Source organism: Prauserella oleivorans, from assembly GCF_042685745.1.
In the GTDB taxonomy this organism is placed as follows: Bacteria; Actinomycetota; Actinomycetes; order Mycobacteriales; family Pseudonocardiaceae; genus Prauserella_A; species Prauserella_A oleivorans.
Window position 1 is genome coordinate 723,818 of the sequence record NZ_JBHUNT010000001.1, and the last position, 25,715, is coordinate 749,532.

22 protein-coding genes and 2 tRNA genes are annotated in these 25,715 nt (G+C 68.3%); 5 read left to right on the plus strand and 19 right to left on the minus strand.

The genetic code is table 11. The features are described from left to right. Window positions 1–9 precede the first annotated feature (9 nt). Both ACFSZT_RS03580 and ACFSZT_RS03585 read right to left on the minus strand, forming a co-directional pair. Complete coding sequence (locus tag ACFSZT_RS03580; RefSeq protein ID WP_377395418.1) at window positions 10–3,150, minus strand: BTAD domain-containing putative transcriptional regulator; 3,141 nt, start codon at window positions 3,148–3,150, stop codon at window positions 10–12. 116 nt (window positions 3,151–3,266) lie between these two features. Beyond that, a complete protein-coding gene (locus ACFSZT_RS03585; RefSeq protein ID WP_377395421.1) occupies window positions 3,267–4,673 on the minus strand; it encodes a DHA2 family efflux MFS transporter permease subunit in 1,407 nt (468 codons plus the stop codon). Window positions 4,674–4,753: 80 nt separating this feature from the next. On the opposite strand from ACFSZT_RS03585, the gene ACFSZT_RS03590 reads away from it, so the two are divergent. Further along, the gene (locus ACFSZT_RS03590; protein WP_377395425.1) at window positions 4,754–5,161 is read left to right on the plus strand and encodes a winged helix-turn-helix transcriptional regulator; all 408 of its coding nucleotides are present in this window, start codon (window positions 4,754–4,756) and stop codon (window positions 5,159–5,161) included. 982 nt (window positions 5,162–6,143) lie between these two features. Here ACFSZT_RS03590 and ACFSZT_RS03595 read toward each other — a convergent pair. After that, window positions 6,144–6,656, minus strand: a complete 513-nt coding sequence (locus ACFSZT_RS03595; RefSeq protein WP_377395428.1) for a hypothetical protein — start codon at window positions 6,654–6,656, stop codon at window positions 6,144–6,146. Between the two features lie 191 nt (window positions 6,657–6,847). Here ACFSZT_RS03595 and ACFSZT_RS03600 point away from each other — a divergent pair, with 191 nt between their 5' ends. Further along, window positions 6,848–7,918, plus strand: coding sequence for a helix-turn-helix domain-containing protein (locus ACFSZT_RS03600; protein WP_377395431.1), 1,071 nt, complete (start codon window positions 6,848–6,850; stop codon window positions 7,916–7,918). 75 nt (window positions 7,919–7,993) lie between these two features. Here the strand turns inward: ACFSZT_RS03600 and ACFSZT_RS03605 are convergent, their stop codons facing one another. The 3 genes from ACFSZT_RS03605 to ACFSZT_RS03615 form a co-directional block, all read right to left on the minus strand. After that, a complete protein-coding gene (locus ACFSZT_RS03605) occupies window positions 7,994–8,407 on the minus strand; it encodes a hypothetical protein (RefSeq protein ID WP_377395434.1) in 414 nt (137 codons plus the stop codon). Between the two features lie 157 nt (window positions 8,408–8,564). Further along, window positions 8,565–8,637: transfer RNA gene (locus tag ACFSZT_RS03610), tRNA-Ala, on the minus strand. A 31-nt stretch (window positions 8,638–8,668) separates the two neighbouring features. Next, window positions 8,669–8,854 (minus strand): DLW-39 family protein, encoded by a 186-nt coding sequence (locus tag ACFSZT_RS03615; protein WP_377395437.1) that lies wholly within the window; start codon window positions 8,852–8,854, stop codon window positions 8,669–8,671. Window positions 8,855–8,983: 129 nt separating this feature from the next. On the opposite strand from ACFSZT_RS03615, the gene mbp1 reads away from it, so the two are divergent. Then, on the plus strand, window positions 8,984–9,217 hold the full coding sequence (mbp1, locus tag ACFSZT_RS03620; RefSeq protein ID WP_377395440.1) for a microaggregate-binding protein 1: 234 nt from the start codon (window positions 8,984–8,986) through the stop codon (window positions 9,215–9,217). Window position 9,218: 1 nt separating this feature from the next. Here the strand turns inward: mbp1 and ACFSZT_RS03625 are convergent, their stop codons facing one another. After that, window positions 9,219–10,088 carry a hypothetical protein gene (locus ACFSZT_RS03625; RefSeq protein WP_377395443.1) on the minus strand — a complete coding sequence of 290 codons (870 nt, stop codon included), beginning with the start codon at window positions 10,086–10,088 and terminating at the stop codon, window positions 9,219–9,221. Window positions 10,089–10,160: 72 nt separating this feature from the next. Continuing rightward, window positions 10,161–10,385, minus strand: a complete 225-nt coding sequence (locus ACFSZT_RS03630; protein WP_377395446.1) for a DUF3072 domain-containing protein — start codon at window positions 10,383–10,385, stop codon at window positions 10,161–10,163. 117 nt (window positions 10,386–10,502) lie between these two features. Between ACFSZT_RS03630 and ACFSZT_RS03635 the strand changes: the two genes are divergently transcribed. Continuing rightward, window positions 10,503–10,856 (plus strand): VOC family protein, encoded by a 354-nt coding sequence (locus ACFSZT_RS03635; protein ID WP_377395449.1) that lies wholly within the window; start codon window positions 10,503–10,505, stop codon window positions 10,854–10,856. Here the strand turns inward: ACFSZT_RS03635 and ACFSZT_RS03640 are convergent. Both ACFSZT_RS03640 and ACFSZT_RS03645 read right to left on the minus strand, forming a co-directional pair. Beyond that, window positions 10,831–11,472, minus strand: coding sequence for a GyrI-like domain-containing protein (locus tag ACFSZT_RS03640; protein WP_377395452.1), 642 nt, complete (start codon window positions 11,470–11,472; stop codon window positions 10,831–10,833). The genes ACFSZT_RS03635 and ACFSZT_RS03640 overlap by 26 nt on opposite strands. Beyond that, entirely contained in the window at window positions 11,469–11,990 is a 522-nt protein-coding gene (locus ACFSZT_RS03645) for a PadR family transcriptional regulator (RefSeq protein WP_377395456.1), read from the minus strand. Before ACFSZT_RS03645 ends, ACFSZT_RS03640 begins: the two co-directional genes overlap by 4 nt. A 254-nt stretch (window positions 11,991–12,244) precedes the next feature. Between ACFSZT_RS03645 and ACFSZT_RS03650 the strand changes: the two genes are divergently transcribed. Then, entirely contained in the window at window positions 12,245–12,937 is a 693-nt protein-coding gene (locus tag ACFSZT_RS03650; protein WP_377395459.1) for an SRPBCC family protein, read from the plus strand. Between the two features lie 73 nt (window positions 12,938–13,010). Here ACFSZT_RS03650 and ACFSZT_RS03655 read toward each other — a convergent pair. The 9 genes from ACFSZT_RS03655 to dnaA form a co-directional block, all read right to left on the minus strand. Continuing rightward, window positions 13,011–13,084: transfer RNA gene (locus tag ACFSZT_RS03655), tRNA-Ile, on the minus strand. Between the two features lie 50 nt (window positions 13,085–13,134). Then, window positions 13,135–13,869 (minus strand): DUF3566 domain-containing protein, encoded by a 735-nt coding sequence (locus tag ACFSZT_RS03660; RefSeq protein ID WP_377395462.1) that lies wholly within the window; start codon window positions 13,867–13,869, stop codon window positions 13,135–13,137. A 33-nt stretch (window positions 13,870–13,902) separates the two neighbouring features. Continuing rightward, entirely contained in the window at window positions 13,903–16,461 is a 2,559-nt protein-coding gene (gene gyrA / locus ACFSZT_RS03665) for a DNA gyrase subunit A (RefSeq protein ID WP_377395466.1), read from the minus strand. A gap of 43 nt (window positions 16,462–16,504) precedes the next feature. Further along, window positions 16,505–18,469 carry a DNA topoisomerase (ATP-hydrolyzing) subunit B gene (gene gyrB / locus ACFSZT_RS03670; protein ID WP_377395469.1) on the minus strand — a complete coding sequence of 655 codons (1,965 nt, stop codon included), beginning with the start codon at window positions 18,467–18,469 and terminating at the stop codon, window positions 16,505–16,507. Between the two features lie 266 nt (window positions 18,470–18,735). Next, complete coding sequence (locus ACFSZT_RS03675; protein WP_377396302.1) at window positions 18,736–19,269, minus strand: DciA family protein; 534 nt, start codon at window positions 19,267–19,269, stop codon at window positions 18,736–18,738. 229 nt (window positions 19,270–19,498) lie between these two features. Beyond that, window positions 19,499–20,650 (minus strand): DNA replication/repair protein RecF, encoded by a 1,152-nt coding sequence (gene recF / locus ACFSZT_RS03680; RefSeq protein WP_377395472.1) that lies wholly within the window; start codon window positions 20,648–20,650, stop codon window positions 19,499–19,501. Window positions 20,651–20,662: 12 nt separating this feature from the next. After that, window positions 20,663–21,553, minus strand: coding sequence for a phosphogluconate dehydrogenase (NAD(+)-dependent, decarboxylating) (gene gnd / locus ACFSZT_RS03685; protein WP_377395475.1), 891 nt, complete (start codon window positions 21,551–21,553; stop codon window positions 20,663–20,665). 29 nt (window positions 21,554–21,582) lie between these two features. Continuing rightward, the gene (dnaN, locus tag ACFSZT_RS03690; protein ID WP_377395478.1) at window positions 21,583–22,716 is read right to left on the minus strand and encodes a DNA polymerase III subunit beta; all 1,134 of its coding nucleotides are present in this window, start codon (window positions 22,714–22,716) and stop codon (window positions 21,583–21,585) included. 916 nt (window positions 22,717–23,632) lie between these two features. Then, window positions 23,633–25,270, minus strand: coding sequence for a chromosomal replication initiator protein DnaA (gene dnaA / locus ACFSZT_RS03695; protein ID WP_377395481.1), 1,638 nt, complete (start codon window positions 25,268–25,270; stop codon window positions 23,633–23,635). Between the last annotated feature and the right edge of the window lie 445 nt (window positions 25,271–25,715).

Consider the following 25,715-nt stretch of genomic DNA (forward strand, 5'->3'; position numbering starts at 1 on the left):
TCGCGGGCCTCATTCTGCGAGGGCGGTCTTGACCAGTTCGGACCAACTCTCCCGCGCGCCCTCCTGGGTCGCCTCGGCAAACCGGGCTGCGCCGAGGTGCTGCCGCGCCGCCCGCTCGATCCTGCCCACATCGGGCTGGGAACGGTCCGCCATGCCGCGTACGCCCCCGCTCGCCGCGAGCAACCGCGCGGCCTGGTCGTACTGGCCCTGGCGCACGGCGAAATCCGCGAGGCCCACGAGCACCTGGGCGATCAAGAGCACGTGCCCGGTCTCGGCGGCCGCGCGGGCGGCCTCGGCACGGTGTTCACGAGCTTCGTCGACGTCCTCGGCGAGGTAGCCGAGCAGGTCGTGGCTCACCGCGCGGATGTAGGCCCGCTCGGCGTCCGCGCCCATCAGTGACGTGGCGACGTCGAGCTGCCGGCGCGCCTCGTCGGAGTCCCCGGTCCAGCGCGCCAGTTCGGCCTTCACCAGCGCCAGCTCGGCCAGTGCCTCCGGCCACGCGACCCGCTCGGCGTACCGCTGCGCCTCGGCCATGGCCCACTCGCTCGATTCCAAGTCGCCCGTGAGCCAGTACAGACGGGCCTGGCGCGAGCGCATCCGCACGAGGTCCTCGAGCGCGCCGACCTCGGCGACCACCGCGGCCGCCTGTTCGTAATGCTCGCAGGCGTTCGCGAACTCCCCGCGGGTGGCGATCCGCTCCGCCAGCTCGGTGAGGGCGAACGACATGCCCCACCGTTCACCGAGCGCGCGGAACTCGTTGAGCGCCGCCTCGAGATACGCGTCCGCGTCCCGGCCACCGTGACCGAGCTGGATCCGCATCTTGCCCAGCTGCAGCCGGGCCAGTGCCCGCACCCACGGGTCCTCGTCGGCGAGCAGCGGTTCGAACGCGGACAGCGACGCCTCCGGCCCGTGCAACAGGCGTTCCAACGGTTCGGCGAACCTCAGCAGCGGGTGCGGACTGCGGACACGCACGCTGAGCTCGTACGCCTGCCGGATCCACTCCTCCGCCCGGTACTGGTCACTCTGCCGCCCGGAGACCACGAACTGCACGACGAACCCGTACACGATCGCCCTGATGTCGTCGGCCACGTCACCGGGGACGGCGGTGGCCGCCAGGACGAGTTCGTTGCCCTCCACCTTGTGCCCGCCGAGCCACCAGTACCAGCCGGCCGCGGCGGCGAGCCGCATCGCGCCGGCCGCGTCCGCGGCGGCGAGCGCGCCACGCATCGCGGCGCCGATGTTGTCGTGCTCGGCCTCGAGCACGGCGAGCCAGTCCAATTGCTCGGCCCGGCGCAGATGGGGCTCCGCGGTTTCGGCCAGGTCGGTGAAATACGCGAGATGAGCCCGGCGAGCCAGGTCCGCTTCCCCCGCCTCCGCGAGCCGCTGGGAGGCGTACTCCTTGATCGTGCCGAGCATCCGGTAGCGCGGCGCCGCTTCGCCCTCGATGACCACGAGCGACTTCTCGGTCAGCGCGGTCAGCAGCTCCAGCACATGCCAGTCTTCGACCGTCCCGCCCGAGCACACCCGCTCGGCCGCTTCCAGGCTGGCGCCGCCGGCGAACACCGACAGCCTCCGCAACACGGACCGCTCGTCGTCGCTGAGCAGCTCCCAGCTCCAGTCGATCACCGCACGCAGCGTCCGGTGCCTCGGCAGCGCGGTACGGCTCCCGCCGGTCAGCAGCCGGAACCGGTCGTCGAGCCGGTTGGCGAGCTGGTCGAGCGTCATGGAGCGCAATCTGGCGGCGGCGAGTTCGATCGCCAGCGGCATCCCGTCCAACGCCCGGCAGATGCGCGCCAGCGACCTCGAGGTGCAGCTGTCGGTCGCGAGGTCGTTGCGCACCGCGCTCGCCCTGTCCCGCAGCAGCCGGACCGCCGGAGCACCCTCGATCCGGCTGGGGTCGGCGTCCTCCGGGGGCAGCGCCAGCGGTGCGACCGGCCACAGCGCCTCACCGGTGATGCCGAGGGGTTCCCGGCTCGTCGCGAGGATCCGCAACCGCCGGCATTCGCCGAGGACCCGATGGGCGAACGCCGCCGCCGACTCGATCACGTGCTCGCAGTTGTCCAGGATCAGCAGCAGCTCACGCTCGCGGATCGCGGCGATGAGCCGGTCGATCGGTTCCGCGTCCGGCGCGTCACCGAGCAGGGCGTCGCGCAGCTTGAGCGCGGCGAGCGTCGCCTGGGCGATGTCGCCGTCCGCACCGACGGCGGCGAGCTCGACCAGCCAGGCGCCGTCGGGAAGGCCGGCCAGCAGCGTGCGTGCGGTTTCCGTCGCGAGCCTGGTCTTGCCCGAGCCACCCGGCCCGATCAGGGTGGTGAGGCGGTGTTCGCCGACGAGCTCGGCGAGCCTGGTGACATCGGCGTCCTTGCCGACGAAGCTGGTCAGCTCCGTGCGCAGGTTGGTCGTCCGGTTCTCCTCGCGCGCGCCGAGCTCACCCCGCAGGAGCGCGACGTGCAGCGCGGACAGCTCCGGCGAGGGATCGACGCCCAGCGAGTCGGCCAGTGTCTCCCTCGTGCGCTGGTAGACGAGCAGTGCCTCGTTGGCGCGACCGGCCGCCACGAGGGCGCGCATCAGGGCGGCGACCAGCCGTTCCCGTACCGGATGTGCGGCAACGAGGTCGGTCAGTTCGGTGACCAGCTCCGCGCGGCCGCCGAGACCGATCTCCGCGTCGAACCGATCCTCGAGGGCACTCAGGCGCAGCCCTTCGAGTCGGGTGGCCGCCGCGTCGAACGCCGCGCTGTCCTGCAGGCCGACGTCCTGCATGGCCGCACCGCGCCACAGCGCCAGGGCCTCGTGCAGCTGCCGGATCCGCCGTTGGTCCTCGTCATCGCGGGCCTGGCGGACGAGGCGTTCGAATCGCACGGCGTCGACGGCGTCGGGTTCCACGTTCAACCGGTAGCCGTCGGAGTGCCCCTCGACGGCTCCGTCCGGCAACGCCTTCCGCAGCCGGGAAACCAAACGTTGCAGGGCATTCGCCGCGTCCGAGGGCGGATGCTCGCCCCAGATCCAGTCGACGAGCGTCGCCTTGGAGACCACGTGGCCCGGGTTGAGCGCGAGAGCGGCCAGCAGCGCCCGCAGCCGGGCGCCCGGTACGTCGGCGATGCCGCCATCGTCCCGGAGAACCTGGAACGGCCCGAGCATCCCGATCTGCACCGGCTGATTGTGCCACGCGGAGGGCGGGCTCCGACCGCGGAAAGCGGTGTGCGGGGACTGAACCGAGTGCGACCGCGAACGCTTCGCCAACGGCAGGCCGGACTGCCGGCGACCATCTACTTTGCACTTCGGGCCAGGTTCGGGAGTCGAAGGGTCGCCGAAGCCACGAGCAACGCCACCACGACGACGCCCATCCCCGTCAGATACACCGCGTGGTAGCCGCCCAGCAGGGCCACCGCGGGCTCGGCCCCGGCCGCACGCAACGACTCCGTCCGCGTCGCCGACAGGACCGCGAGCACGCCGAGCCCCAGCGCGCCTCCCACCTGCTGCGTTGTGTTGAACAGGCCGGAGGCCAGGCCCGCGTCCCGCGGCGTCGCGTCGGACATGCCCTGCGCCATGAGCGCGGGCATCGCCATCCCGGCCCCGACACCGAGTACGAGCAGGCCGGGCAGCACGTCGACCTGATACACCGCGTGGACCGGAACGCGGCCGAGCAGGCCCAACCCCGACGCGAGCAACGTGAGACCTACCAGGAGTACCCGCCGCTCGCCGAACCGTGTGTTCAGCTTCGCAGACAGCCCAAGCGAGACGACGGCGATCGCCGCCGCCGGCGGGACCATTGCTATCCCCGTCGCCTGCGGACTCAGTCCGACCACCTGCCGCAAGTACAGCACCGTCGTGAACATGAACCCGAACATCGACGCAACGAGCAGGAAAAGGACGACGTTCGCGCCGGAGAGCATGCGCGAACGGAACAACCGCAGCGGAAGCAACGGGGTCCGGGCCCGAGCCTGCCGCACCACGAACCCGGCGAGCAGCGCCAGCGCCACCGCACCGAAGCCGCCTGTGTGTGCCGATGCCCAGCCGTATCGCTCGATGTTGGTGATCGTGTAGACCAGCGTCATCAGCGCGGCCGTCACGAGCACCGCACCAGGCACGTCCGTACGCGCCGCACGTGTACCGAGCTCGGGGGGCAGCAGCCGGGTGGCGAGCCCGAGCGCCGCGACACCAATCGGCACGTTGACCGCGAAAATCCAGTGCCAGCTCGCCGCCTGCGTGATCAGACCGCCGGACAGGCTGCCGATCGTGCCGCCCGACGCCTGCACGAAGCTGAACGCGCCGATCGCCTTGGCGCGCTCGCCGGGTTCCGGAAACAACGTGGCGATCATGCCGAGCACCACCGCGGTGAGCGCGGCGGCGCCTGCACCCTGGACGAAGCGTGCGACGAGCAGGACCGGTGCGCTCCACGCAAGCGAGCACAGGGCCGACGACGCGGTGAACACCATCAACCCGGCGAGGAACACACGCTTACGGCCCAGGATGTCGCCGAGCCGTCCGAACAGCAACAGCAGCCCGCCGAACGCGATGAGGTAGGAGGTGGTTACCCACGCGAGCCCGGACTGGGTGAAGCCGAGATCCCGTTGGATCGCGGGCAGTGATACGGCCACGATCGTCTCGTCGACGATCGCCATGAAGGCGCCCGCGCACAGGACGATCAGCGCGAGCAGGCGGGAACGGTCCATCGGGTGCCCCCTCTAAGTACACGATTTGTAACAAGGCACATGCTGTGTGACTATTGCTGCTCGCGGAAGGAGGCACTTCGATGTCCCAGAGTCACACCGATGTACCTGTCGAGGTCGGCGGTGCCAGAGATGGCCGAGATGTGATCGAGGAGGCATGCCCGCTGACCGAGGTCATCGACCACGTCGCGGGAAAGTGGAGCATCGGGATACTCGTCGCCGCCGCGCACGGCCCCGTCCGGTTCACCGAGCTCGAACGCGCCATCAACGGCATCAGCAGGCGCATGCTCACGCTGACCCTGCGCAAGCTCGAACGCGACGGACTCCTGCACCGCACCGTCTACCCGACCGTGCCACCGAAAGTCGAGTACACGCTCACCGACATGGCCGAGGAGCTGCACGAGACCCTCCGCGGCCTCACCGACTGGGCGGAACGGCACCGCGCGGACATCGCCGCAGCCCAGAAGCTCTACGACGCGACGGCACGCTGATCGCAGCTCGAAGCCCACCTTGTCGGCAGCGGCATGCCGGCGCAGACCTACCGCCTGATGTTGCGGGCACGCACGATCCGTTAGACGTATTGCGTTTCGCGGGCAAAGTGAGTGCCGCGACGACGGAGACTGTGGAGTCCGTTTCCGCGACCTCGAGGTGCAAGCAGTCACCACGGCGCCGGAGACGCCCGGCGCGCGAACGGCGATCGAGGCACGGGCACGGGCACCATCGGATACGCGAACAAAGTCGGCAAGCGTGAGCGCTTTGAGCGTCGCGGAGCTGACACCGTCATTGAGAGTTGAGCGAACTCTGGCCCGGCCAACTGCTTGTGTGGTACTGGGACGCCACCCAAGCTGACTTCCGCTCTACGGAGATCGGGCCTGTGGGTGCCCGGTGTGGCGCGGGAGCCGATCCCACGGCCCTATGCCGGCCTTGTGGTTTTCGCCTCGCCCCCGCTGTGGACCGGCCATGGCGAGTACCAGACTCGGTCACGCGTGGCGTGCCCGCGCACCGGTGCGACGTCGAGGCGCCTCCCGCCGGGAGTGGGAACGGCGGAGCGAGCGGTGATTGTCGGACCCCCCCGGATACCGTCCCGCCCGGTAGCGATCGACACAGAAGGGTCAACCCAGCATGGCAGCCGGGACCGCACCGCAGAGTGGGGGACGTCGGCTGCTTGCATACCGGCTCACTCTCGACCCGGCCGCCGTTCGTCGAGTGGCGTGAATGGAAAGGCGCCGAGCCCGGTGAACATCGTTGATCTCCTCAAAGGACGGTGGCCAGCTGCGGGCCTGTTTGGGTATAGGCCCGGTGGCCCCTGGAGTGGCTGTGGCAACACCTCGGTGAGCGCGACGCAGGACACGTCGAGCCGGTCGAAGAGCCAGCCGTACGCGGTGCGGTTCGCTCGGTATCGGTGGATCCCGGCCGCGACGGCCTCGGTCTACAGCGCGGTGACCGGACAGGGTGCATACCCGCCATAGCCGATCAATCGACGCCGGGACAGTCTATGTCGGTTCCGTCCGTATTGACGTTTCTCCACTGAGCAGTATCGGTGGACCCCGGAATCACTCTGCCGTTGTCGACCAGCCGGATCCGAAATCTGAAGCACGCACCCTCAGCCATATTCCACGGCTGGCCCATGCTCGCGTCGGCGTAGATATAGGTATCGTCGCCGTTGCCGGCGTACATGCCGTACTCATACGTGTCCGGGTCATTGGTCACGTTCCATATGTCGAGCTCGACGCCTGCACCGTCCTCTTGCCTATCGCCGAGTTGGACCAAGTCGCCTACAGTCTGAAAATAGACCCATCCACCCGGGTTTCCGTCGTCTGTGTACATGGTCCGGTTCGGCCCAAAATCGTCGGCGGGCGACGGACCGACGCTGTCGTCGATCGACGCGTCCTGGTTCAGACCAAGACCCTCGGCCGTGATCGCCGCCTGAGCCCCGGACGGCATCGCGCCCGTGATCAGGATGCCGGCACCCAGCACGAACATCATCCGTCGTGGTGCTCGCATCGTGTCTACCGTCCTTCCGATCGGTTTCCCGCGTCGCATTGCAAGGAAAGGCCGTCCCGTTCGTGCTCGAGCATTCCGCACTCGCAGCCATAGCTGTTAGGCATCGAGTGCACAGTTCCTTGCCCGCACGTCCACGGAATACGTGCTTGCTCTGTTCGGGGGGTTCCGGTCGCGTGCGCACCGATCGGATCGGCCTCCTGCCAAGATTTCGACGAGCAGGCAGCAGTTGCCCGGGAGGCCGCCGACGGTTCTGGGGAGGATCGATGATCGAAACCGTTTTCCGCAGTGATGAGCTACCCGAAGCCCAGCGGTTCGATCGCTGGCAAGAACTGTTGTCCCAATCTCCGGCGCCGATGCGGGCCAGCTGTGACCACACCGCGAAGTTCGAGGTATACCAGCGTGATCTGTACCTGGAGGGCCTGCGCGTGTGGACGATGGCGTTCCGACCGATGATCTTTCACCGGACGGCGAAGTTGATCCGCGAGTCCGACCCGGAGACCTACAACGTCTGTGTGCTACTCAGCGGCACAATGGGACGCACCTGGGGCGGGCAGGAAGCGATCTACGGCCCGGATGAGTTGCACGTCTATGACTCCTCCCAGCCGTTCGAACTGCGGGCCAGCAGCGCACGGGGGCCGGTCTCCTGCGTCGGGATCGAGATCCCCCGGAAGCACCTGACGTTGCCTCCCAGCCGGGCCGACCGGTTGATCGGGCGGCGGGTATCGGCACGCAGCGGAATAGCCGCACTGCTCGCGGCAACCCTGCAGCAGCTGGCCGCCGATGCCACCCCGTACCGGCCCACCGACGATCCGCACCTCGGCACAATCCTTGGCGATCTGGTCACAGCGCTGTTCGCCCACATCACCGAGGACGAGGACCGCAGCCTGCCACCGCAAACCCACCGCCGGGCGTTGATGCTGCGCATCCAGCAGTTCATCCGGCGCCACTTGCACGATCCACAGTTGACCCGGGATGCGATCGCCGACGCCCACCACATCTCGACCAGCTACCTGCATCGGCTGTTCCAGGACGACGGCACCCCGGTGATGGCGTGGGTTCGCCACCAGCGCCTGGAACGCGCCCGCCACGACCTCGCCGATCCCGCCTTGCGCTCGGTGCCGGTAGGCGAGATCGCCGCACGGTGGGGGTTTGCCGCTCACACCGACTTCACCCGGGCCTTCCGCGCCGCCTACGGAACCTCGCCTCGCGACTACCGTCGGCGGACACTGCACGCCGAGCAGTGAACGTCGAGTTCCTGCCGAGGATGCAGATTGATCAGCCAGAAACGGGGACGGCCTGCCCGAGCCATGGCATCGGTCTTAGCGTGCGCCAGCGGCCGACGCCGTCATTGCCCGGTCGCATTTGGCACTCGTATGGTGTAGTTCAGTCCCGTTGATGACCACTCCGCTCCCGTTCTCTCCCGCCTGCCGATCCTTCGCCCCGTGGTGGCCGGGCCAAGGGTGAGCGCCCGCCTCCCGCGAACGCGCGACCGGCTTGATGTACCGCCGCGCGTACATCTCGTACGCCTCGCGCGTCGAATCCTCGACCTCAAGCACCTTGAGCCACTCGTCGATCGCCACACTCAACGTGCCGTTGGTCTTCGCGTGCCGCTCGGCGTCCACCTGCGCGACAAGCCGAGTGAGGATCCGTTCAGCTTCCCTCTCGTCGGTCGTCGACTCGCGAAGGTACATCGGTTTACCGGTCAGCGGGTCCAGCCCGGTATAGACCTTCACCCCGCAGAGAGTTGCCCCGGCTGCGGATGAAGCCGAGCTGCGCTTACGTGAGCTCCCTCGGTCGGCCACCCCACCAAGGAGTACTCGCAGTCACAATGACTGGCAGAGATCAACAAACGGCGGTCACACAACCGAGGTTTTGGCTGGTCACACTATGTGGAGCTGAGGGGAATCGAACCCCTGACCTCCGCCTTGCAAAAGCGGCGCTCTACCAATTGAGCTACAGCCCCGAGCCGCGGACGAATGCCCGCGAGCGAAAAGTCAGTTCTTGCTGGCCGAGTCCGCCTTGGCCGGCGCGTTGCCGTTGGGCGACACGCCGTTGAGCGGACGGTCGGTCGGCGCAGTGGCTTCGCGCCACAGGTCGGCCTCGGCCTTCGCGTCCTTGTTGCGCTTGATCACGAAGAACACGCCACCCGCGACGACCGCGAGTGCCAACAGCTTCTTCACGGTGAAGGCCTCCTCGACAACCCTGCTGACCCTGCCACCGCGATGCTACTGCACCACGCGCCGCCCAGTTTATGCGGCACGCGTCACGGGTAGTCACCGAATGACGCCAACGGCACAAGGAGGATCCCCATGACGGACAGGGACGAACAGCAGGAAGGCGTCAAGGGTGCCGTCGAGGACATCAAGGGGCGCGTGAAGGAAAGCGCGGGCGCGCTCTTCGGCAACGACTCGATGCAACGCGAAGGCGGCGCACAGCAGGACAAGGCGCAGGCTCAGCGCGAGGTCGCCGAGAAGGAGACCGAGGCCAAGCGCGCCGAAGAGAACGCCGCCGCCGCAGAGGCGCGGGAGCGTTCCCAGCAGTAGCTCACCGGGTTGCCTCCCGAAGATCGACGGTGGTTCCACGTGGAACCGCCGTCGATCTTGTCGTGTCGGCCAGATAGTCGGCGCAGAGGTACCGCGCGTAGGCGTGCAGCAGTGCCAGCCCGCTGACGGATCCACCCAGCGCGTCGAACTCGGCCAGGCTCATCGCGAGCTCGGCTCCCTTGTGCGCCGGCGTGGGGTTGGTGACATCGGTGAACCAGTCGACGAACGTCACCTGCCGCTGCTCGCCGGACTGCCCGCCGGGCGACACCGGGTCGACCACGGCGGGGCGGCTTCGCAGCACCCAGCGGTAGAACTCCGAGTACGCGAAGAACCGCTCCTCCACGCCGGTCGGGGCGATGCCGTGCACCTGCTCGGCCACGCGGACACCGTGCTCCGTCGCCGCTTGCTCGGCCTCGCTCCACGCCCTGTCGTGCACCGAGCGGTCGGCCAGCTCGCCGTCCCGTAACAGCAGGAGGTACCTCGCCCAGAGCTGCGACCCGGGGTTGCCGAACGTGTCGTCGCCTCGCCCGAGCGCGATCGCGAGCCCACGCTCGATCCCCTCCAGGATTCCGGCGTCGACGTACGAAACCCAGGTACCGGGAGCGCCCAGATCTCGGTCGGCGAAGAAGGCGATGATGCCCTCGATGTTGCGCCAGCGAGGTGCGTAGCCGGGGAGCAGCTCGGCGGCCGGACCCGCGGAGAGGCGGTGCACGAACGAAAGCCGGTCGGCCATGGACATCCGGTCGATGTCGTGGAGCGTGCAGTCGAGGGCTCTGGCGCAGTAGGCGGGGTCACGAGATTCGGCGCCGGCCGTCGGGGCGAGACCGAGGCAGAGCAGGCACAGTGACAGGGCGACAGCAGCGACGCGCACAACGCGGCAGGCTAGCAACAGTCATCGCCGCTGCCGGCGAAGTTCACCCGGCCGGGCCAGGCTCCGTCGAGGTCACTCGGTCCCGCGGCCGGTGCGCTGCTTGAGCTCGTCGATCAGTTCCGACGCCCTCGCCTTGCTCAGCCCATCGGGAACTTCCTCGCCGGCCTCCTGTGCGAGAGTGTGCAGGTAGGAGCGCTGCGGCCCGGTCATCGGCTCGTCGCCCGTGACCCATTCGTCGCGGTTCTTCTCCGGGTTCTGGAAGCCCGCACCCGTGCTGTCCTGATTCGGATCACTCATCTCGGACCTCCTTCGCTCATGCGTTCGATCAGGTAGTACCCCGAGAGCCCCGGGGTCTATGCATGCACCTCCCGTTTCACCAAGACGGACCGCGTGGGCACCAACGATGCTGGGCCGGTGATCGAACGCATTCATCCCTACGCCGACGGCGGCGACCTCGCCGCCTCGCGCGAGTTCTACGTACACGTTCTCGGCCTCGATGTCGCCATGGAGGATCCGGTGCTGACGTTGCGCTCGCCTGCCAACCCGACGGCTCAGGTGATCGTGCTGCCGCCCGGCATGGAGAACCCGCCGCCGCGATTCGGGATCGACGTCGGCACACCGGCGAACGTTGACGCCGCGCACGCGGAGGTTGTCCGTCGTGGGCTGCGTGTCGTCTATCCGCTCACCGACGAGCCGTGGGGCGTACGCCGCTTCTTCGTCGAGGATCCGAGCGGCACCGTGGTCAACGTGCTGGCCCACCTGCGGTGACCGGGCGGACCGGCTGCCGCAGGATGGTGCGCAGCTTCTCGGGCGCCACCCTGCGCGCGTCGCTGAGGTAGATCTCGTGGTGCCGCCCGACCATGGTCAGGCCCTCGCCCGGGATGAACTCCTCGTGCATCTGCCGGAGCACTTCGGTCTCGTCGTCGTAGGAGCCGATGTGCAGCGTCTGCACACAGCGTCCCTCGGAGAGCGTGTCGAGGCGGAGGTCGTCGAGCCGAGCCGGAGCGTCCTTCGCACCGACCAGCTCGACGGCTCGCGCGAACAGGTCGGGAGTGATCCAGTCCGGCACCATCATCAGCAACGTCCAGTCCCACCGGGACTTGTCGCGCGCGGTCGTGAAGGCGGCCATGTCGTCGGCCGACCAGAGCCCTTCGAGGGGCATCACCACGTAGTCGCGGCCCAGCTCGTTCTTGCTGGCGAACTTCAGCTTGTAGGCCACGGAGTACAGCGCCGCGACGGCATCACGGTATGCCTGGGCGGTGTTCGGATCGCCGTGGCCGTCCACCATCAGGTACCGCAACTCGGGCACGTCCACGACCCGGAACTCCCCTGCCGTGGCGCGGTAGGCGTCGAGCTTCTTCTTGAAGTCGATCTTGTCGGTCATCGGCCACCCTCCCGGGCTCGCGCCGCGAGCCACGTCCGTTCCGCCTCCAGCAGGCCCAGCGAGTACGAGAACACCTCTCGCGCGGCGTGCGGCAACGGTTCCTGTGCTGCCTGTGCTGCCCGGACACCCTCGATGCGCGACTCGACCTCCGCCAGCCGCTGCCGGATCGCCACGCGGTACTCCTCGCGGGAGAGGAGGCCGAGGTTCGCGATACCCACGAGGACGGGGTGGTGGGCCGGCCGGAGGTCCGCGATGAGGGCACGCGCCTCTTCCCTCGCGACGCGGCGACCCTCATCGGTCACCTCGAAAACCCGGCGAGCCTTCGGCCCGGGCCCGCCCGACGTCGCTCGGACGAGACCGCGTTTCTCCAGCTTGGCCAGCAGGTAGTAGATCGACGAGAACCCGACGTCGGTCCAGTGCCGGATCCCCCGCTGCTCGATGACCCGCTCGAGGTCGTAGCCGTGCGTCGGGCGTTCGACCACGAGCCCGAGGACGGTCAGTTCGGCGGGTGTCAGCACTGGCTTATTCTAGCACTAGAATTTGCCACCTCGGTGTCGAGCCGCATCGGCTTCAGCGGTCGCGCCACGAGCAGCTGCCGACCACCGGCCGCCTCGAACCTCTCCGGCTCGATCTCGGTTGAGACGTTGCTCTACCACCGACAACTTTGATTGTCTTGACAAGAGTATTTGCCATTGTCAGGCTCGTGCCCATCTGGAATGTCTCGGTCATCGACGAGCCGGCCGTTCCCCGAACCAACCGGAGGAGGAGAGACATGGGGCGTGAGTTCGAACTGTGCAAGGAAGTCGAACTGCCGGCCTCCCCGGAGGAGGTCTGGGAGGCCATCGCCACCGGGCCCGGCCTGGCGGCGTGGTTCATGCCGATGGAGATCGACCCGGACGGCGCAAGGGTCGAGAGCTGGGACCCTCCGCACAAACTGACCATCCGCACTCCGGCTGCCGAGGACGGCTCGACGAACGCCTTCGAATACCTGATCGAAGGCAGAGCCGGCGGGTCGAGCGTGCTCCGGTTCGTCCACAGCGGCATCCTCGGCGACGACTGGAGCGACGAATACGAGGGCATGACCAGCAGCGGCTGGGACATGTACCTGTTCACGCTCGCCCAGTACCTGCGCCACTTCAGTGGCCGCCCGGCCACCTATGTGGAGGCGGAGGCACCCGCGGGCGGCGGCTGGGAGCGGTTGCGCCGGCTGCTCGGGCAGGTGCGGCTCGGCGGGCAGGTGGCCATCGACCTGCCGGGTGGCCCGCGGATCTTGGGCGAGGTGGACTACCTGACCGAGAAGTTCATCGGCGTGCGAACTCCCGACGAGCTCATCCGTTTCCACGAACGTTCGGCGCTCGGTCTCCCGATCGCGGTGAGTGACCACCACTACGGCGAGCCCACCGCCCAGGAGCGGAGCGCCGAGTCCTGGCGACGCTGGCTTGCCGCCGCCATGGACGAGCGGTGATGCCGCAGCAGTCAGGCAGCAACAACGCACGAAGGCCGGTTCCCGCATGCGGTAACCGGCCTTCGACCTGCTGTGGGCCCAGGAGGACTTGAACCTCCGACCTCTTCGTTATCAGCGAAGCGCTCTAACCGCCTGAGCTATGGGCCCGTGGAACGGTGAAAAGACTACCTCACCGCACCGCACCCGATTCCACCGGGTCACTCTCGTTCCGAGAGGGTCACCTCCAGGCCGCCGGCCAGGTCGGCGGAGACGTTGTAGATGAACGCGCTGACCGTGGTCAGGGCCGAGATCAGCACGATGTTGATGGCACCGACGATGGCCGCGATGCCGAAGACGCGCCCCGCGGTGATGAACGGCTCGCCGCCGCCCTCGGTGGACTCGCCCTGCACCAGCGAGGTGTAGGTGCCGTTGATCTGGTCCCACACGCCCATGCCGTCGAGCACCGTGTAGAGCACACCCACAGCCACGAGCCAGATGAAGAACAGCGCCACGCCCAGCACGAGTGACAACTTCAGCACCGACCACGGGTCGAACCGCTTGACCTGCAGGCTCGCCCGGCGTGGCCCGCGGCCGGGCCGGCGCAACGCGCTGACCGGCGTCGAACGCGGCTTGCTCCCGGCCTCGGGGCCGCCACCAGGCGGACCGTAGCCCGCCTGGTGCGGTTCCTGCTGCCCGAAGATGCGGTTCGCCGCGGTGCCGCTGACGATCTGCGTGTCGGCGTTGCCGGTCGGCTGGTAGTGCGCACGGGACTGGTGGGAGCCGTCGTCCGCGGGCAGCTGACCCGACGACCAGCGCTCGCCGAAGCCGTCACCCTCCTGACCGGATCCGGTGCCGGCGTCCTTCGCCACGCGCTGCCACGGCGGCGCGACGTCGCCCGCTCCCGTGTCGGTAGTGCCGCCGCCTCGCCGTTCGGTGTTGTCAGGTGGTGTCACAAACGGTCAGTCCCTTGTCCACATCCGCGCTTGCTACTGCTCTTGCGTCGTGCCGTTCGTCGTGTCGCCTGCCTCGGAGACCTCGCCGTTCTCGGACTCCGGTGCCTGGCCGTTGTCCCCGTTGGGGACGTCCGACGGCCGGTCGGCGTTGCGCGCCACGGCCAACAAGGTGGTCCCCTCGTCGAGGTTGATCAAACGGACCCCCTTCGTCTGCCGTCCGGCCTTGCGCACCTGCGCGGCAGGAGTCCGGATGACCCCGCCACTCGAGGTGATGGCGTACAACTCGTCGTCCGCGTCGACGATGAGCGCACCCACCAGCCTGCCACGTTTGCTGTCGTGCTGAATGGTGAGCACGCCCTTGCCGCCACGGCCCTGTACTGGATAGTCCTCGATCGCGGTGCGTTTCGCATATCCGCCGTCGGTCGCCACCAGGAGGAACGTGTTCTCCTTCACGACACTGATGCCGAGCAGCTCGTCACCCTCGTTGAACCGCATGCCCAGCACGCCCGAGGTCGCGCGGCCCATCGGGCGCAACGTCTCGTCGGTCGCGTGGAAGCGAATCGACTGGCCCTCGGCCGAGACGAGCAGCAGGTCGTCCTCGCCCGACGCGAGCACGGCGCCCACCAGCTCGTCGCCCTCGCGCAGGTTGATGGCGATCAGCCCACCCGAGCGCGCCGAGTCGAAGTCGGTCAGCTTCGACTTCTTGACCAGGCCGTTCCGCGTGGCGAGCACCAGGTACGGCGCCGCCTCGTAGTCCGGGATGTGGATGACGCCGGCGATCTGCTCGTCCGGCTGGAACGCCAGGAGGTTCGCGACGTGCTGGCCACGCGCGTTGCGGTTGGCCTCGGGCAGGTCGTAGGCCTTGGTCCGGTAGACGCGGCCCTTGTTCGTGAAGAACAGCAGCCAGTCGTGCGTAGAGCAGACGAAGAAGTGCTGGACGATGTCGTCCTGCTTGAGCGTCGCGCCCTGCACACCCTTGCCGCCGCGCTTCTGCGAGCGGTAGAGGTCGGTCTTGGTGCGCTTCGCATACCCCGTGCGGGTGATGGTGACGACGACGTCCTCTTCGGCGATGAGGTCCTCGATCGACACATCGCCGTCGTAGGGGATGACCTTCGTCCGGCGGTCGTCGCCGTACTTGTCGACGATCTCCACCAGCTCGTCCCGGACGATCTCCCGCTGCCGCTCCGGACGGTCGAGGATGTCCTGGAAGTCGGCGATCTTGGCCTCGATGTCGGCCAGCTCGTCGACGATCTTCTGCCGTTCCAGGGCGGCGAGCCGGCGCAGCTGCATGTCGAGGATCGCGGTGGCCTGGATCTCGTCGACGTCGAGCAGCTCGATCAGGCCGGTGCGGGCCTCGTCCACGGTCGGCGACCGCCGGATGAGGGCGATCACCTCGTCGAGCTGGTCGAGCGCCTTGACGTACCCGCGCAGGATGTGGGCGCGTTCCTCGGCCTTGCGCAGCCGGAACCGCGTGCGCCGGACGATGACGTCGACCTGGTGGTTGACGTAGTGCCGGATCATCTGGTCGAGCCGCAGGGTGCGCGGCACCCCGTCGACCAGCGCCAGCATGTTGACGCCGAAGTTGTACTGCAGCTGGGTGTGCTTGTAGAGGTTGTTCAGCACCACCTTGGCGACCGCGTCCCGCTTGAGCGTGATCACGATGCGCATGCCGCTGCGGCTGTTGCTCTCGTCGGCGATATCGGCGATGCCGGTGATCTTGCCGTCGCGGGCGAGGGTGGCGATGTTCTCGACCAGGTTGTCGGGGTTGACCTGGTACGGAAGCTCGGTGACCACCAGGGTCGTGCGTCCCTTGGCGTCCTCCTCGACCTCCACGACCGCGCGCATGCGGATCGAGCCCCGGCCCGTGCGGTAGGCGTCGGCGATGCCCTGGCTGCCGAGGATCAGGCCGCGCGTCGGGAAGTCCGGGCCCTTGATGCGCTGCATCAGCGCGGCCAGCAGCTCCTCGTCACTGGCGTCCGGGTTCTCCAGCGTCCAGATGACGCCGTCGGCCACCTCGCGGAGGTTGTGCGGCGGGATGTTGGTCGCCATGCCCACCGCGATGCCCGAACCGCCGTTGACCAGCAGGTTCGGGATGCGACTCGGCAGGACGTCCGGTTCCTGCGTGCGGCCGTCGTAGTTGTCGGAGAAGTCGACGGTCTCCTCTTCGATGTCCCGCAGCATCTCCATGGCCAGCGGGTCGAGGCGCGACTCCGTGTACCGCATCGCGGCCGCGGGGTCGTTGCCCGGGGAGCCGAAGTTGCCCTGGCCGTCGATGAGCGGGTACCGCATCGCCCACGGCTGCGCCAGCCGCACGAGCGCGTCGTAGATCGCCGAGTCGCCGTGCGGGTGGTAGTTGCCCATCACGTCGCCGACCACGCGCGAGCACTTGTTGTACCCGCGGTCGGGCCGGAAACCCGAGTCGTACATCGAGTACAGGACGCGGCGGTGCACCGGCTTGAGGCCGTCGCGGACGTCCGGCAACGCCCGCGACACGATCACGCTCATCGCGTAGTCGATGTACGAGCGCTGCATCTCGTGCTGGATGTCGACCGGTTCGATGCGGTCGTGATCCGGAGGCAAGGTTTCCGTCATAGGTCCTTCTCGGTTGGACAGTCCTCAGTAGACGAGGCGCGGATCAGACGTCGAGGAAGCGGACGTCCTTGGCGTTGCGGGTGATGAACGAGCGGCGAGCCTCGACGTCCTCGCCCATCAGCACGGAGAACAGCTCGTCGGCGGTGGCGGCATCGTCGAGGTTGACCTGCAGCAGGACGCGGTTGGCCGGGTCCATCGTGGTTTCCCACAGCTCCTCGGAGTTCATCTCGCCGAGACCCTTGTACCGCTGGATGCCCTCTTCCTTCGGCAGCTTCTTGCCCGCTGCGGCGCCGGCCTCGAGCAGACCGTCACGTTCCTTGTCGGAGTAGGCGTACTCCGGCTCCGACCGCGGCCACTTGATCTTGTACAGCGGAGGCTGCGCCAGATAGACGTGCCCGTGCTCGATGAGCGGCCGCATGAACCGGAACAGCAGCGTCAGCAGCAGCGTCCGGATGTGCTGACCGTCCACATCGGCGTCCGCCATCAACACGATCTTGTGGTAGCGGAGCTTGGAGATGTCGAAGTCGTCGTGGATACCCGTACCCAGCGCCGTGATGAGCGACTGCACTTCCTGGTTCTTCAGCACCCGGTCGATGCGCGCCTTCTCGACGTTGATGATCTTGCCCCGGATCGGCAGGATCGCCTGGAACCGGGAGTCGCGGCCCTCCTTGGCGGAGCCGCCTGCCGAGTCACCCTCGACGATGTAGAGCTCGCACTCCTTCGGGTCGGTGGAGCGGCAGTCCTTGAGCTTGCCCGGCAGGCCGCCGATGTCCATGGCGCCCTTGCGGCGGACGAGGTCCCGTGCCTTGCGAGCGGCCAGGCGCGCCTGCGCGCTCGACACGGCCTTGTTGATGATGACCTTCGCCTCGGACGGGTTGCGCTCGAACCAGTCGGCCAGCCACTCGTTGCACGTGGTCTGGACGAAGGACCGCGCCTCGCTGTTGCCCAGCTTGGTCTTGGTCTGGCCCTCGAACTGCGGTTCCGCGAGTTTGATCGAGACGATCGCCGCGAGTCCCTCGCGCACGTCGTCCCCGGTGAGGTTGGCGTCCTTCTCCTTGAGCAGCTTCTTGTCGCGCGCGTAGGCGTTGACCACGCGGGTCAGCGCGGCGCGGAAGCCCTCCTCGTGCGTTCCGCCCTCGTGGGTGTTGATGGTGTTGGCGAAGGTGTACACCGACGGCGTGAACCCGTTGTTCCACTGCATCGCGACCTCGACCTCGATGCCCTCGCCCTTGGCCTCGAAGCTGATGACGCTCGGGTGGATGGGTTCCTTGGCGTTGTTGATGTACTTGACGAAGTCCTCGAGACCGCCCGGGTAGTGGTAGACGCGCTCCTTGACCTGCGCGCGCTCCCCGGTGGCGTCCTGCCCGTTCTCGTCCTCGACGCGCTCGTCGCGCAGCACGATGGTGAGGCCCTTGTTCAAGAAGGCCATCTCCTGCAGCCGTCGCGCGACGGTCTCGGCGCTGTAGTACGTCGTCTCGAAGATCTCGGGGTCGGCCCAGAAGGTGACGGTGGTCCCCGTGCGGTCGGTGGGTCCGTGGTCGATCAGCTCGCCGGGCTGGGAGCGCTCGTAGTGCTGAGTCCACATCCTGCCGTCGCGGTGGATCTCGACGTCGAGCGCCTTGGACAGCGCGTTCACCACGGAGACACCGACACCGTGCAGACCACCCGAAACGGCGTAGGAATCGCTGTCGAACTTGCCGCCCGCGTGCAGCACGGTGAGCACGACCTCGACGGTCGGCCGCTGCTCCTTCGGGTGCATCTCGACGGGGATGCCGCGGCCGTCGTCGACGACACGCACGCCGCCGTCTGCCATCAGGGTCACCTCGACGCGAGTGGCAAAGCCAGCCATGGCCTCGTCGACCGAGTTGTCCACGACCTCCTGGATCAGGTGGTGCAGACCTCGCTCACCGGTGGACCCGATGTACATGCCAGGGCGCTTGCGGACGGCTTCCAGGCCCTCGAGCACCGTGATGGAGGACGCGCTGTATTCACTCTTGTTCGCTGCCACCGGCCTGATTTCTCCTCAATCTCGCCCAAGGGCGCACGCGCGGGGACGTGGTGGGCACGGGCACACCAGCTGATACTCGTCCGGCATCAATCCGGCTTACCTGTCCAAGTTTACTTGGCCGGTTCCTCTCACATGCATCAAGGACACCCCTGAGTTCGTCACAGAGCGACGAACTCGAACCGGAACGAGTCGGGATGCTCGCGGCGGTGGTGACACGCCGTATCTCGGGCTTTCAGCGTGTTCATCATCAACTGCTGCGGCGGGCGTCAGCCGTAGGTGTCGCGGGGCCCGCGGCCGGGCACATGGCGCGGACCTTTTCGCCAGCTCGGCGCGGTCGGCCCCTGGATCCGCATGCGCTTGACGACGCCGTGCCCGACTCCCGCGGCAATCTTCGCCAGCAGCTGGCGCTGCAGCAACCGGAGCTGGGTCGCCCAGGCCGTGGAGCTGGCCCTGACCACCAGCTCGCCGTCCTTGAGGGTCACCGGCTGCGCGTGCTCGGCGACGTCCTCGCCGACCAGGCGCGCCCACTGCCCGAACACCTGGCCGTTCGCGAGCCGATCGCTCCAGCCCAGCTGGGTCGCCATGCGCGAGGCGAGTCTGCCCAGCGGCTGCGGGTCCCGCTCGTCGAATCCGGGGCCCGACCAGCGGCGCCGGCGCGGATTCTGCGCGACACGCACCTTGCCCGGCTTGCGGTAGCCGGGTTCGTGGCCGCGCTTGGCCGCGCGTTCCCTGGCGGCTTGCAGGGCGGCGTGAGCCAGGTCCCTGCCCTGTGGATGATCGCCGTCGCCCGGCGCGGTCACCGCCTGCGATCGCGGCGAATCGTCACCCTGCGTACCTCGCACGGGTAGTTCACCGGAGAATCCCCCCACGGGAGGGCTATTGACGTGGCGATCATGGTCTGCCGTTACCCCGGGCAATAACAGGTTCGGGGTGTTATCCACACTATCCACAGCCTTATCCCCAGATCGGTGGGTAACTGCTGTGGCCCCGGTCACTCGGTGTGGCTGCGCTGCGCCGAAACGCCCGTGATCAGGCACGTTGCACCTCACCCTCCGCGACCGCGAAGCGGACGCCGTCGAGCTCCTTGGGGACGTCTTCATCCACAGCCGCTGTGACCAACACCTGCTCGGCACTCGCGGCGACCTCGGCCAGCCGCGCGCGGCGCCTGCGGTCGAGCTCGGCGAACACGTCGTCGAGCAGCAACACCGGCTCACCCCCTGCCTCGCCCCGTAACAGCTCGTAGGAACCGAGCCGCAACGCGAGCGCGAACGACCACGACTCGCCGTGACTCGCGTAACCCTTCGCCGGCGCATCGCCGAGCACGAGCTCCAGCTCGTCGCGGTGCGGTCCGACCAGGCTTACCCCACGCTCCAGCTCGTTCGCGCGCGACTCGCCGAGGGCGTGCAGCAGGACTTCGGTGAGCCGCTCCTGGTCGGCGCGGTCGCCTCCGGGCACGCCGTACTCCGCGGGCAGCGCCGCACCAAGGCTCGACCGGTACGAGATCCGGGCAGGCCGCGAGTCCGGTGCCACCCCGGCATAGGCCGCCGCGGTGTGCGGCGCCAGGTCCGCGACGAGATCGAGCCGTGCGGCGAGCAGCTGGGCGCCGACCGTGGCGAGGTGGTTGTCCCAGACGTCGAGCGTGGACAGCGCGTACGGGTCGTCGCCACGCTTCTTGCCCGCCGACTTGAGCAGGGCGTTGCGCTGGCGGAGCACCTTGTCGTAGTCACTGCGCACGCCCGCGTACCGCGGTGCCCGGAGCACGAGCAGCTCGTCGAGGAAACGCCTGCGTTCGCCCGGGTCACCACGCACGAGCGCGAGGTCCTCCGGAGAGAACAACACCGTGCGCAGGATGCCCAGCACGTCCCTCGGCCTGCCGACGGCCCCGCGATTGACCCGGGCCCGGTTCGCCCTGCCGGGGGCGATCTCCAGCTCGACCGTCAGCTCGCGGCCCTCGTTGACCACCGCGACCCGCACCAGCGCACGCTCACACCCGTGCCGCACCAGCGGCGCGTCGGTGGCGACGCGGTGCGAACCCAGGGTTGCCACGTAACCGATCGCCTCGAGGAGGTTCGTCTTGCCGCGGCCGTTCTGCCCGACCAGCACGGTCGCGCCCGGCTCGAGTGGCAGGTCGACGTGCTCCCACGAACGGAAATCGGTCACCTGGAGGTGACGGAGGTACACGCCGCGCCGCGCCTACTCGCCGGCCTTCTTGACGGAGTGGCCGCCGAACTGGTTGCGCAGCGCGGCGACGGCACGCATCGCCGAGGAGTCCTTCTGCCGCGAGGCGAACCGCGCGAACAGCGCCGCCGAGATGACCGGCGCCGGCACGGCGTGATTGATGGCCTCCTCCAACGTCCAGCGCCCCTCGCCCGAGTCCTCGACGTAGCCTTCGAGGTCGTCCAGCTCCGGGTCCTCCTCAAGGGCGTGGACGAGCAGCTCCAGCAGCCACGACCGGACGACCGTCCCGCGCTGCCACGCCTTGATGACGGCGGGCACGTCCTCGACGACCTTGGCCGCCTCGAGCAGCTCGAAGCCCTCGGCGTAGGCCTGCATCAAGCCGTACTCGATGCCGTTGTGCACCATCTTCGCGTAGTGGCCCGCGCCGACGGAGCCGGCGTGCGCGAAGCCCTCCTCGCGCGGTCCCTCCGGGCGCAGCGCGTCGAAGATCGGCATCGCCCGCTCGACGAGAGCCTTGTCGCCACCGACCATCAGGCCGTAACCGTTGGCCTTGCCCCACACGCCGCCGGACACGCCGACGTCGAGGTAGCCGATCCCCTTCTCGGCGAGTACGGCGGCGTTGTGCTTGTCGTCGGTGAAGCGTGAGTTGCCACCGTCGATCACGAGGTCGCCTTCGGAAAGCAGGTCGCCGAGTTCGGCGACGGTCTGCTTGGTCGGCTCCCCCGCGGGCACCATCACCCAGACGATGCGCGGGGCCGCCAGCGCCGAGACGAGCTCGCCGAGCGAACCGCAGTCGCTCACCTCGGCGTTGCGGTCGTAGCCGACGACCTCGTGCCCGGCGGCCCGCAGCCGCTCGCGCATGTTGAAGCCCATCCTGCCCAGGCCAACGAGTCCGAGCTGCACCATTGAATGTTCCCCTTTGTCTTGCTTATCGCTCAGCCGGGCAGCCGCACCGGCATCAGCAGGTAGAGGTAGCCGGGGACGACGTCACCGTTCTCGTCAGCCGGCTTGATGAGTGCGGGCCGGTTGGGGGTGGTGAACGTCAGTTCCGCACGGTCGGCGTGCAGGGCGCCCAGCCCGTCCACGAGGTAACCGGGGTTGAACGCGATGATCACCGGCTCGCCCTCGTAGTCGACGGGCAGCTCCTCCTCCGCGCTGCCCTCGTCGTCGCCGCCTGCCGAGAGCCGCAACGTCCCGTCGGCGAACTCCAGCCGCACCTGGGTACCCCGCTCCGCGACCAGCGACACGCGCTTGATGGCGTCCACCAGCGGCGACACCTGCAGTACGGCGCGCGAGCTGTGCTGGCTCGGGAGCAGCTGGCGGTACGGCGGGAACTCGGCGTCGAGCAGGCGGGTCGTCGTGTACTTGCCGGAGCCGGCCAGGCCGAGGAGCCCGTCCCCGCTGGCGAGGCCGACCTGCACGGTCGCGCCGCTCGTCCCGAGCGACTTCGCCGCGTCAGCGAGGGTGCGGGCGGGCACCAGCACGGCCGCGTCGCCGATCTCCTCGGCCGGCGACCAGCTGAACTCCCGCATCGCGAGCCGGAACCGGTCGGTCGCCACGAGTGTGAGGTTGCTGCCCGAGATCTCCAGCCGCATGCCGGTGAGCATGGGCAGCGTGTCGTCCTTGCCTGCCGCGACGGCGACCTGGGAAACAGCCTGCGCGAACGCCTCGCCCGCCACCTCGCCGGCGAGATCCGGCTGCGCGGGCAGCTGCGGGTAGTCCTCAACCGGCATCGTCGGCAGACTGAACCGGGCGTTGCCGCAGGTGATCGACGCGCGGGCGCCGTCGACCGAGATCTCCACGGGCTGTGCGGGCAGCGCCTTGGTGATGTCGGCCAGCAGCCTGCCGGACACCAGCGTGCGGCCACCGTCGGCGATCGTGGCCGGGACACCCACGGTCGCCGAGACCTCGTAGTCGAAGCCGGACACGGTCAGCGCGTCGGAACCCCCATCGGCACCGGCGTCGAGAAGCACACCACCCAGCACGGGAACCGGCGGCCTGGACGGAAGGCTGCGTGCCACCCAGGCGACGGCGTCAGCGAGCCCATCACGCTCGACGCGGATCTTCATGGTGCCCATCCTTTCGACGGCCGAGCCGTTCGGCTCGAAAGACGACAAACCGCCCCGGCAGCGCCCCCCATGGGCAGGGAGTGACCGAGGTCGTGGCTGTGTGGGTTCACCCGGCTGCGGTGTGTCGACATGGCGACAAACCGGCACCGAGCGGACCGGGGTGTGGGTCTCCACGTTAGAGCGTGAGCGGCCACGCCGTCATCCCGGCCCGGTCGTGGCTCGAGCCGCTTGTCCCCAGCTTCGCCGCTCGCCTGTTTTTGGTTTGTTCTTCTTCGAAAGAGCTTTGTTCAGTCGTAGTAGTAAGGGCTGTGGGTTGTGTGGACAGCCGCGATCACCGCAGGTCCGCAAGCGCGTCGGCATGTGGATGCCTGTGGGTGCACAGCGGTGGATGAGTCGGCGGCGTCGGTGGACAGATTTCGCTGTCCTCAAACACTCCACAGTTGTCCCCAGATTTCCACAGCGTTGTCCCCAGCTGTGCGCCGATCTGTGCCCAGCCTCTGCACCACCGAAACGTGACCCGGATCGCCCGCGGGGGTGACAAACCCCGTGACAGGCAAGGATCTCCACACCCCTGGGGATTCTTTGCTCCCATGGTGTGCACAGCTTGGGGTGCCAAGGGGCGTGTGCAGCGCGTTCGTCACCGCGCTCCGTGGACAGCTTGGGTACCGACCTGTGGATGGGGTGTGGAGACAGCCGATACGGCTCCGGAAGCGGGATGTCGCGATGTCCCGCCATGGCAACGCATTCGGCCTCGTCTGACCGAAGTGGACGCAGCTTTCCGCGCGCACGACGACTGCCCGAATCGGACAGTCACCGATCCGGGTGAGGGAGGGATGCGTTGCCGGGGCGCACACGACGCGCCCTGCGACGCGGGCACGCCCGCAGCGCGCCTATATGGATAAGGAAGCGGCCGGCCTCACTGACGCGCGCGCTGCTTGATGCGCGACGTCAGCTCCTGCACCTGGTCGTAGATCCGACGTCGCTCGGCCATTTCCTTGCGGATCTTCTTGTCCGCGTGCATGACCGTCGTGTGGTCGCGGCCGCCGAACGTCTGCCCGATGCGCGGCAACGACATGTCCGTCAGCTCCCGGCAGAGGTACATGGCGATCTGGCGAGCGGTGGCGAGCGCCTTCGTCTTGCCGGGCCCGCACAGATCGTCGAGCGTCACGTCGAAGAACTCCGCCGTGACACCCATGATCGTCGACGCGCTGATCTCCGGCGCCTGCGAATCGGGAATGAGATCCCGCAGCACGATCTCCGCCAGTCCGACGTCCACCGGCTGCTGGTTGAGTGAGGCGAACGCCGTGACGCGGATGAGCGCGCCCTCGAGTTCCCGGATGTTGGCCTCGATGCGCGCGGCGATGAACTCGAGCACGTCACCGGGAACCGCCAGGCGGTCTTGCGCCGCCTTCTTGCGGAGGATCGCGATGCGCGTCTCCAATTCCGGTGGCTGGATGTCGGTGATCAGGCCCCACTCGAACCGCGTGCGGAGCCGGTCCTCCAGCGTCTCCAGCCGCTTCGGCGGACGGTCCGACGACACGACGATCTGCTTGTTCGCGTTGTGCAGCGTGTTGAAGGTGTGGAAGAACTCCTCCTGGGTTCCTTCCTTGCCTTCCAGGAACTGGATGTCGTCGACGAGCAGGATGTCGATGTCGCGGTACCGCCGCTGGAAGGCGACCTTGCGGTCGTCGCGCAGCGAGTTGATGAAGTCGTTGGTGAACTCCTCCGTCGACACGTACCGCACGCGCATGCCGGGGAACAGCCGCTGGGCGTAGTGACCCACGGCATGCAGCAGGTGCGTCTTGCCGAGTCCGGACTCACCCCAGATGAACAACGGGTTGTACGCGCGCGACGGCGCCTCGGCGACGGCGACCGCGGCCGCGTGGGCGAACCGGTTGGACGCGCCGATGACGAACGTGTCGAAGGTGTACTTCTCGTTCAGCCGCGTCTTCGACGTCTGCGGCTGCGCGGGCGCGGTGTAGGGCTGGCCGGCGGTGGGCTGGCCCGAGAACGTCGGCCAGATCTCGGTGACCGCGGCGAGCGCCTCGCCTTCCTCGTCGACCTCTTCGTCCCCGTCGTCGTTCTGGTCGGCGGTGCCGTTCGGCATGGCGGGCGGCAGAGGACGTTCGGCAACGTCGGGGCGCGGAGGCCGGATCGCCGGGATGATCATGGTGTCCTCGGCGGAGGGCATCGGCGGCGGGCCGTCGGGCCGTGTCCCGAGGTTGCCCTCCAGCCTGCCCGCGGTGGCGTAGCGCGGAGGCGACGTGGGCGAGGTCGGGGCGGGTGCGCTGTCGGCGGTGTCGACCTTGACGGCGAGGGAGACGTCGCGGCCGAGCCGGCGGGACAGGGCGGCGGTGATCGGCTCGCGCAGCGCGCGCTCGATGGCTTCCTTGGCGAAGTCGCTCGGCGCGGCGAGCAGCGCGGTGCCGTCCAGGAGCCCGATGGGCCGGGTCACCCGCATCCAGGCACGCTGCTGAGGGGACAGCGTTCCGTCGGAGAGCTCCCTGACGACTTGCTCCCAGACGACAGCCAGGTTCACCTGGTGCTCAGACACCCTGCTCCGCTCCCCTCCCCTCGACCTTCAGCCTGCCCGACGTCCGAAAGGCACATAGCAGGTCAGTGTGGCCACCCGCGCAGCAGGTATCCACAAGGTTGTCCACAACTGTGCATCAATGTACGGCGACCCGCAGGCACTCCACCCCGCAGGGATCACGGTACCGCCAGCCGAAGTCTCCCACCTTCCAGCGGCGCTGAACGTGCCCCTCATAAGTCATGCTGAGAAAGTCATGCCGAGAAGGGGCACGCTAACAAGCTCCGTGTGTCTGCCACAAGCCGTCGTTCCGGGCAAGCATTTCATGATGTACGGCGTGTTGCCATTCGCGCCTCGAGCGTGACTGGCTGTGCACGGGCAGGGGGCGGTGTCAATGGCGACTCGCCGACTGCGTACCCTCTTAAAGTCTGCCGCTGACAGCGGGCCCGTTCAGGCTGCCCATCTTCCT

Excerpts from the sequence above, each read along its gene's own strand:
- ACFSZT_RS03585 (WP_377395421.1), bottom strand. The coding sequence starts at position 4,673 with ATGGACCGTTCCCGCCTGCTCGCGCTGATCGTCCTGTGCGCGGGCGCC.
- ACFSZT_RS03590 (WP_377395425.1), top strand. The coding sequence starts at position 4,754 with ATGTCCCAGAGTCACACCGATGTACCTGTCGAGGTCGGCGGTGCCAGA.
- ACFSZT_RS03595 (WP_377395428.1), bottom strand. The coding sequence starts at position 6,656 with ATGATGTTCGTGCTGGGTGCCGGCATCCTGATCACGGGCGCGATGCCG.
- mbp1 (WP_377395440.1), top strand. The coding sequence starts at position 8,984 with ATGACGGACAGGGACGAACAGCAGGAAGGCGTCAAGGGTGCCGTCGAG.
- ACFSZT_RS03630 (WP_377395446.1), bottom strand. The coding sequence starts at position 10,385 with ATGAGTGATCCGAATCAGGACAGCACGGGTGCGGGCTTCCAGAACCCG.
- ACFSZT_RS03640 (WP_377395452.1), bottom strand. The coding sequence starts at position 11,472 with ATGACCGACAAGATCGACTTCAAGAAGAAGCTCGACGCCTACCGCGCC.
- ACFSZT_RS03650 (WP_377395459.1), top strand. The coding sequence starts at position 12,245 with ATGGGGCGTGAGTTCGAACTGTGCAAGGAAGTCGAACTGCCGGCCTCC.
- gyrA (WP_377395466.1), bottom strand. The coding sequence starts at position 16,461 with ATGACGGAAACCTTGCCTCCGGATCACGACCGCATCGAACCGGTCGAC.
- gnd (WP_377395475.1), bottom strand. The coding sequence starts at position 21,553 with ATGGTGCAGCTCGGACTCGTTGGCCTGGGCAGGATGGGCTTCAACATG.
- dnaN (WP_377395478.1), bottom strand. The coding sequence starts at position 22,716 with ATGAAGATCCGCGTCGAGCGTGATGGGCTCGCTGACGCCGTCGCCTGG.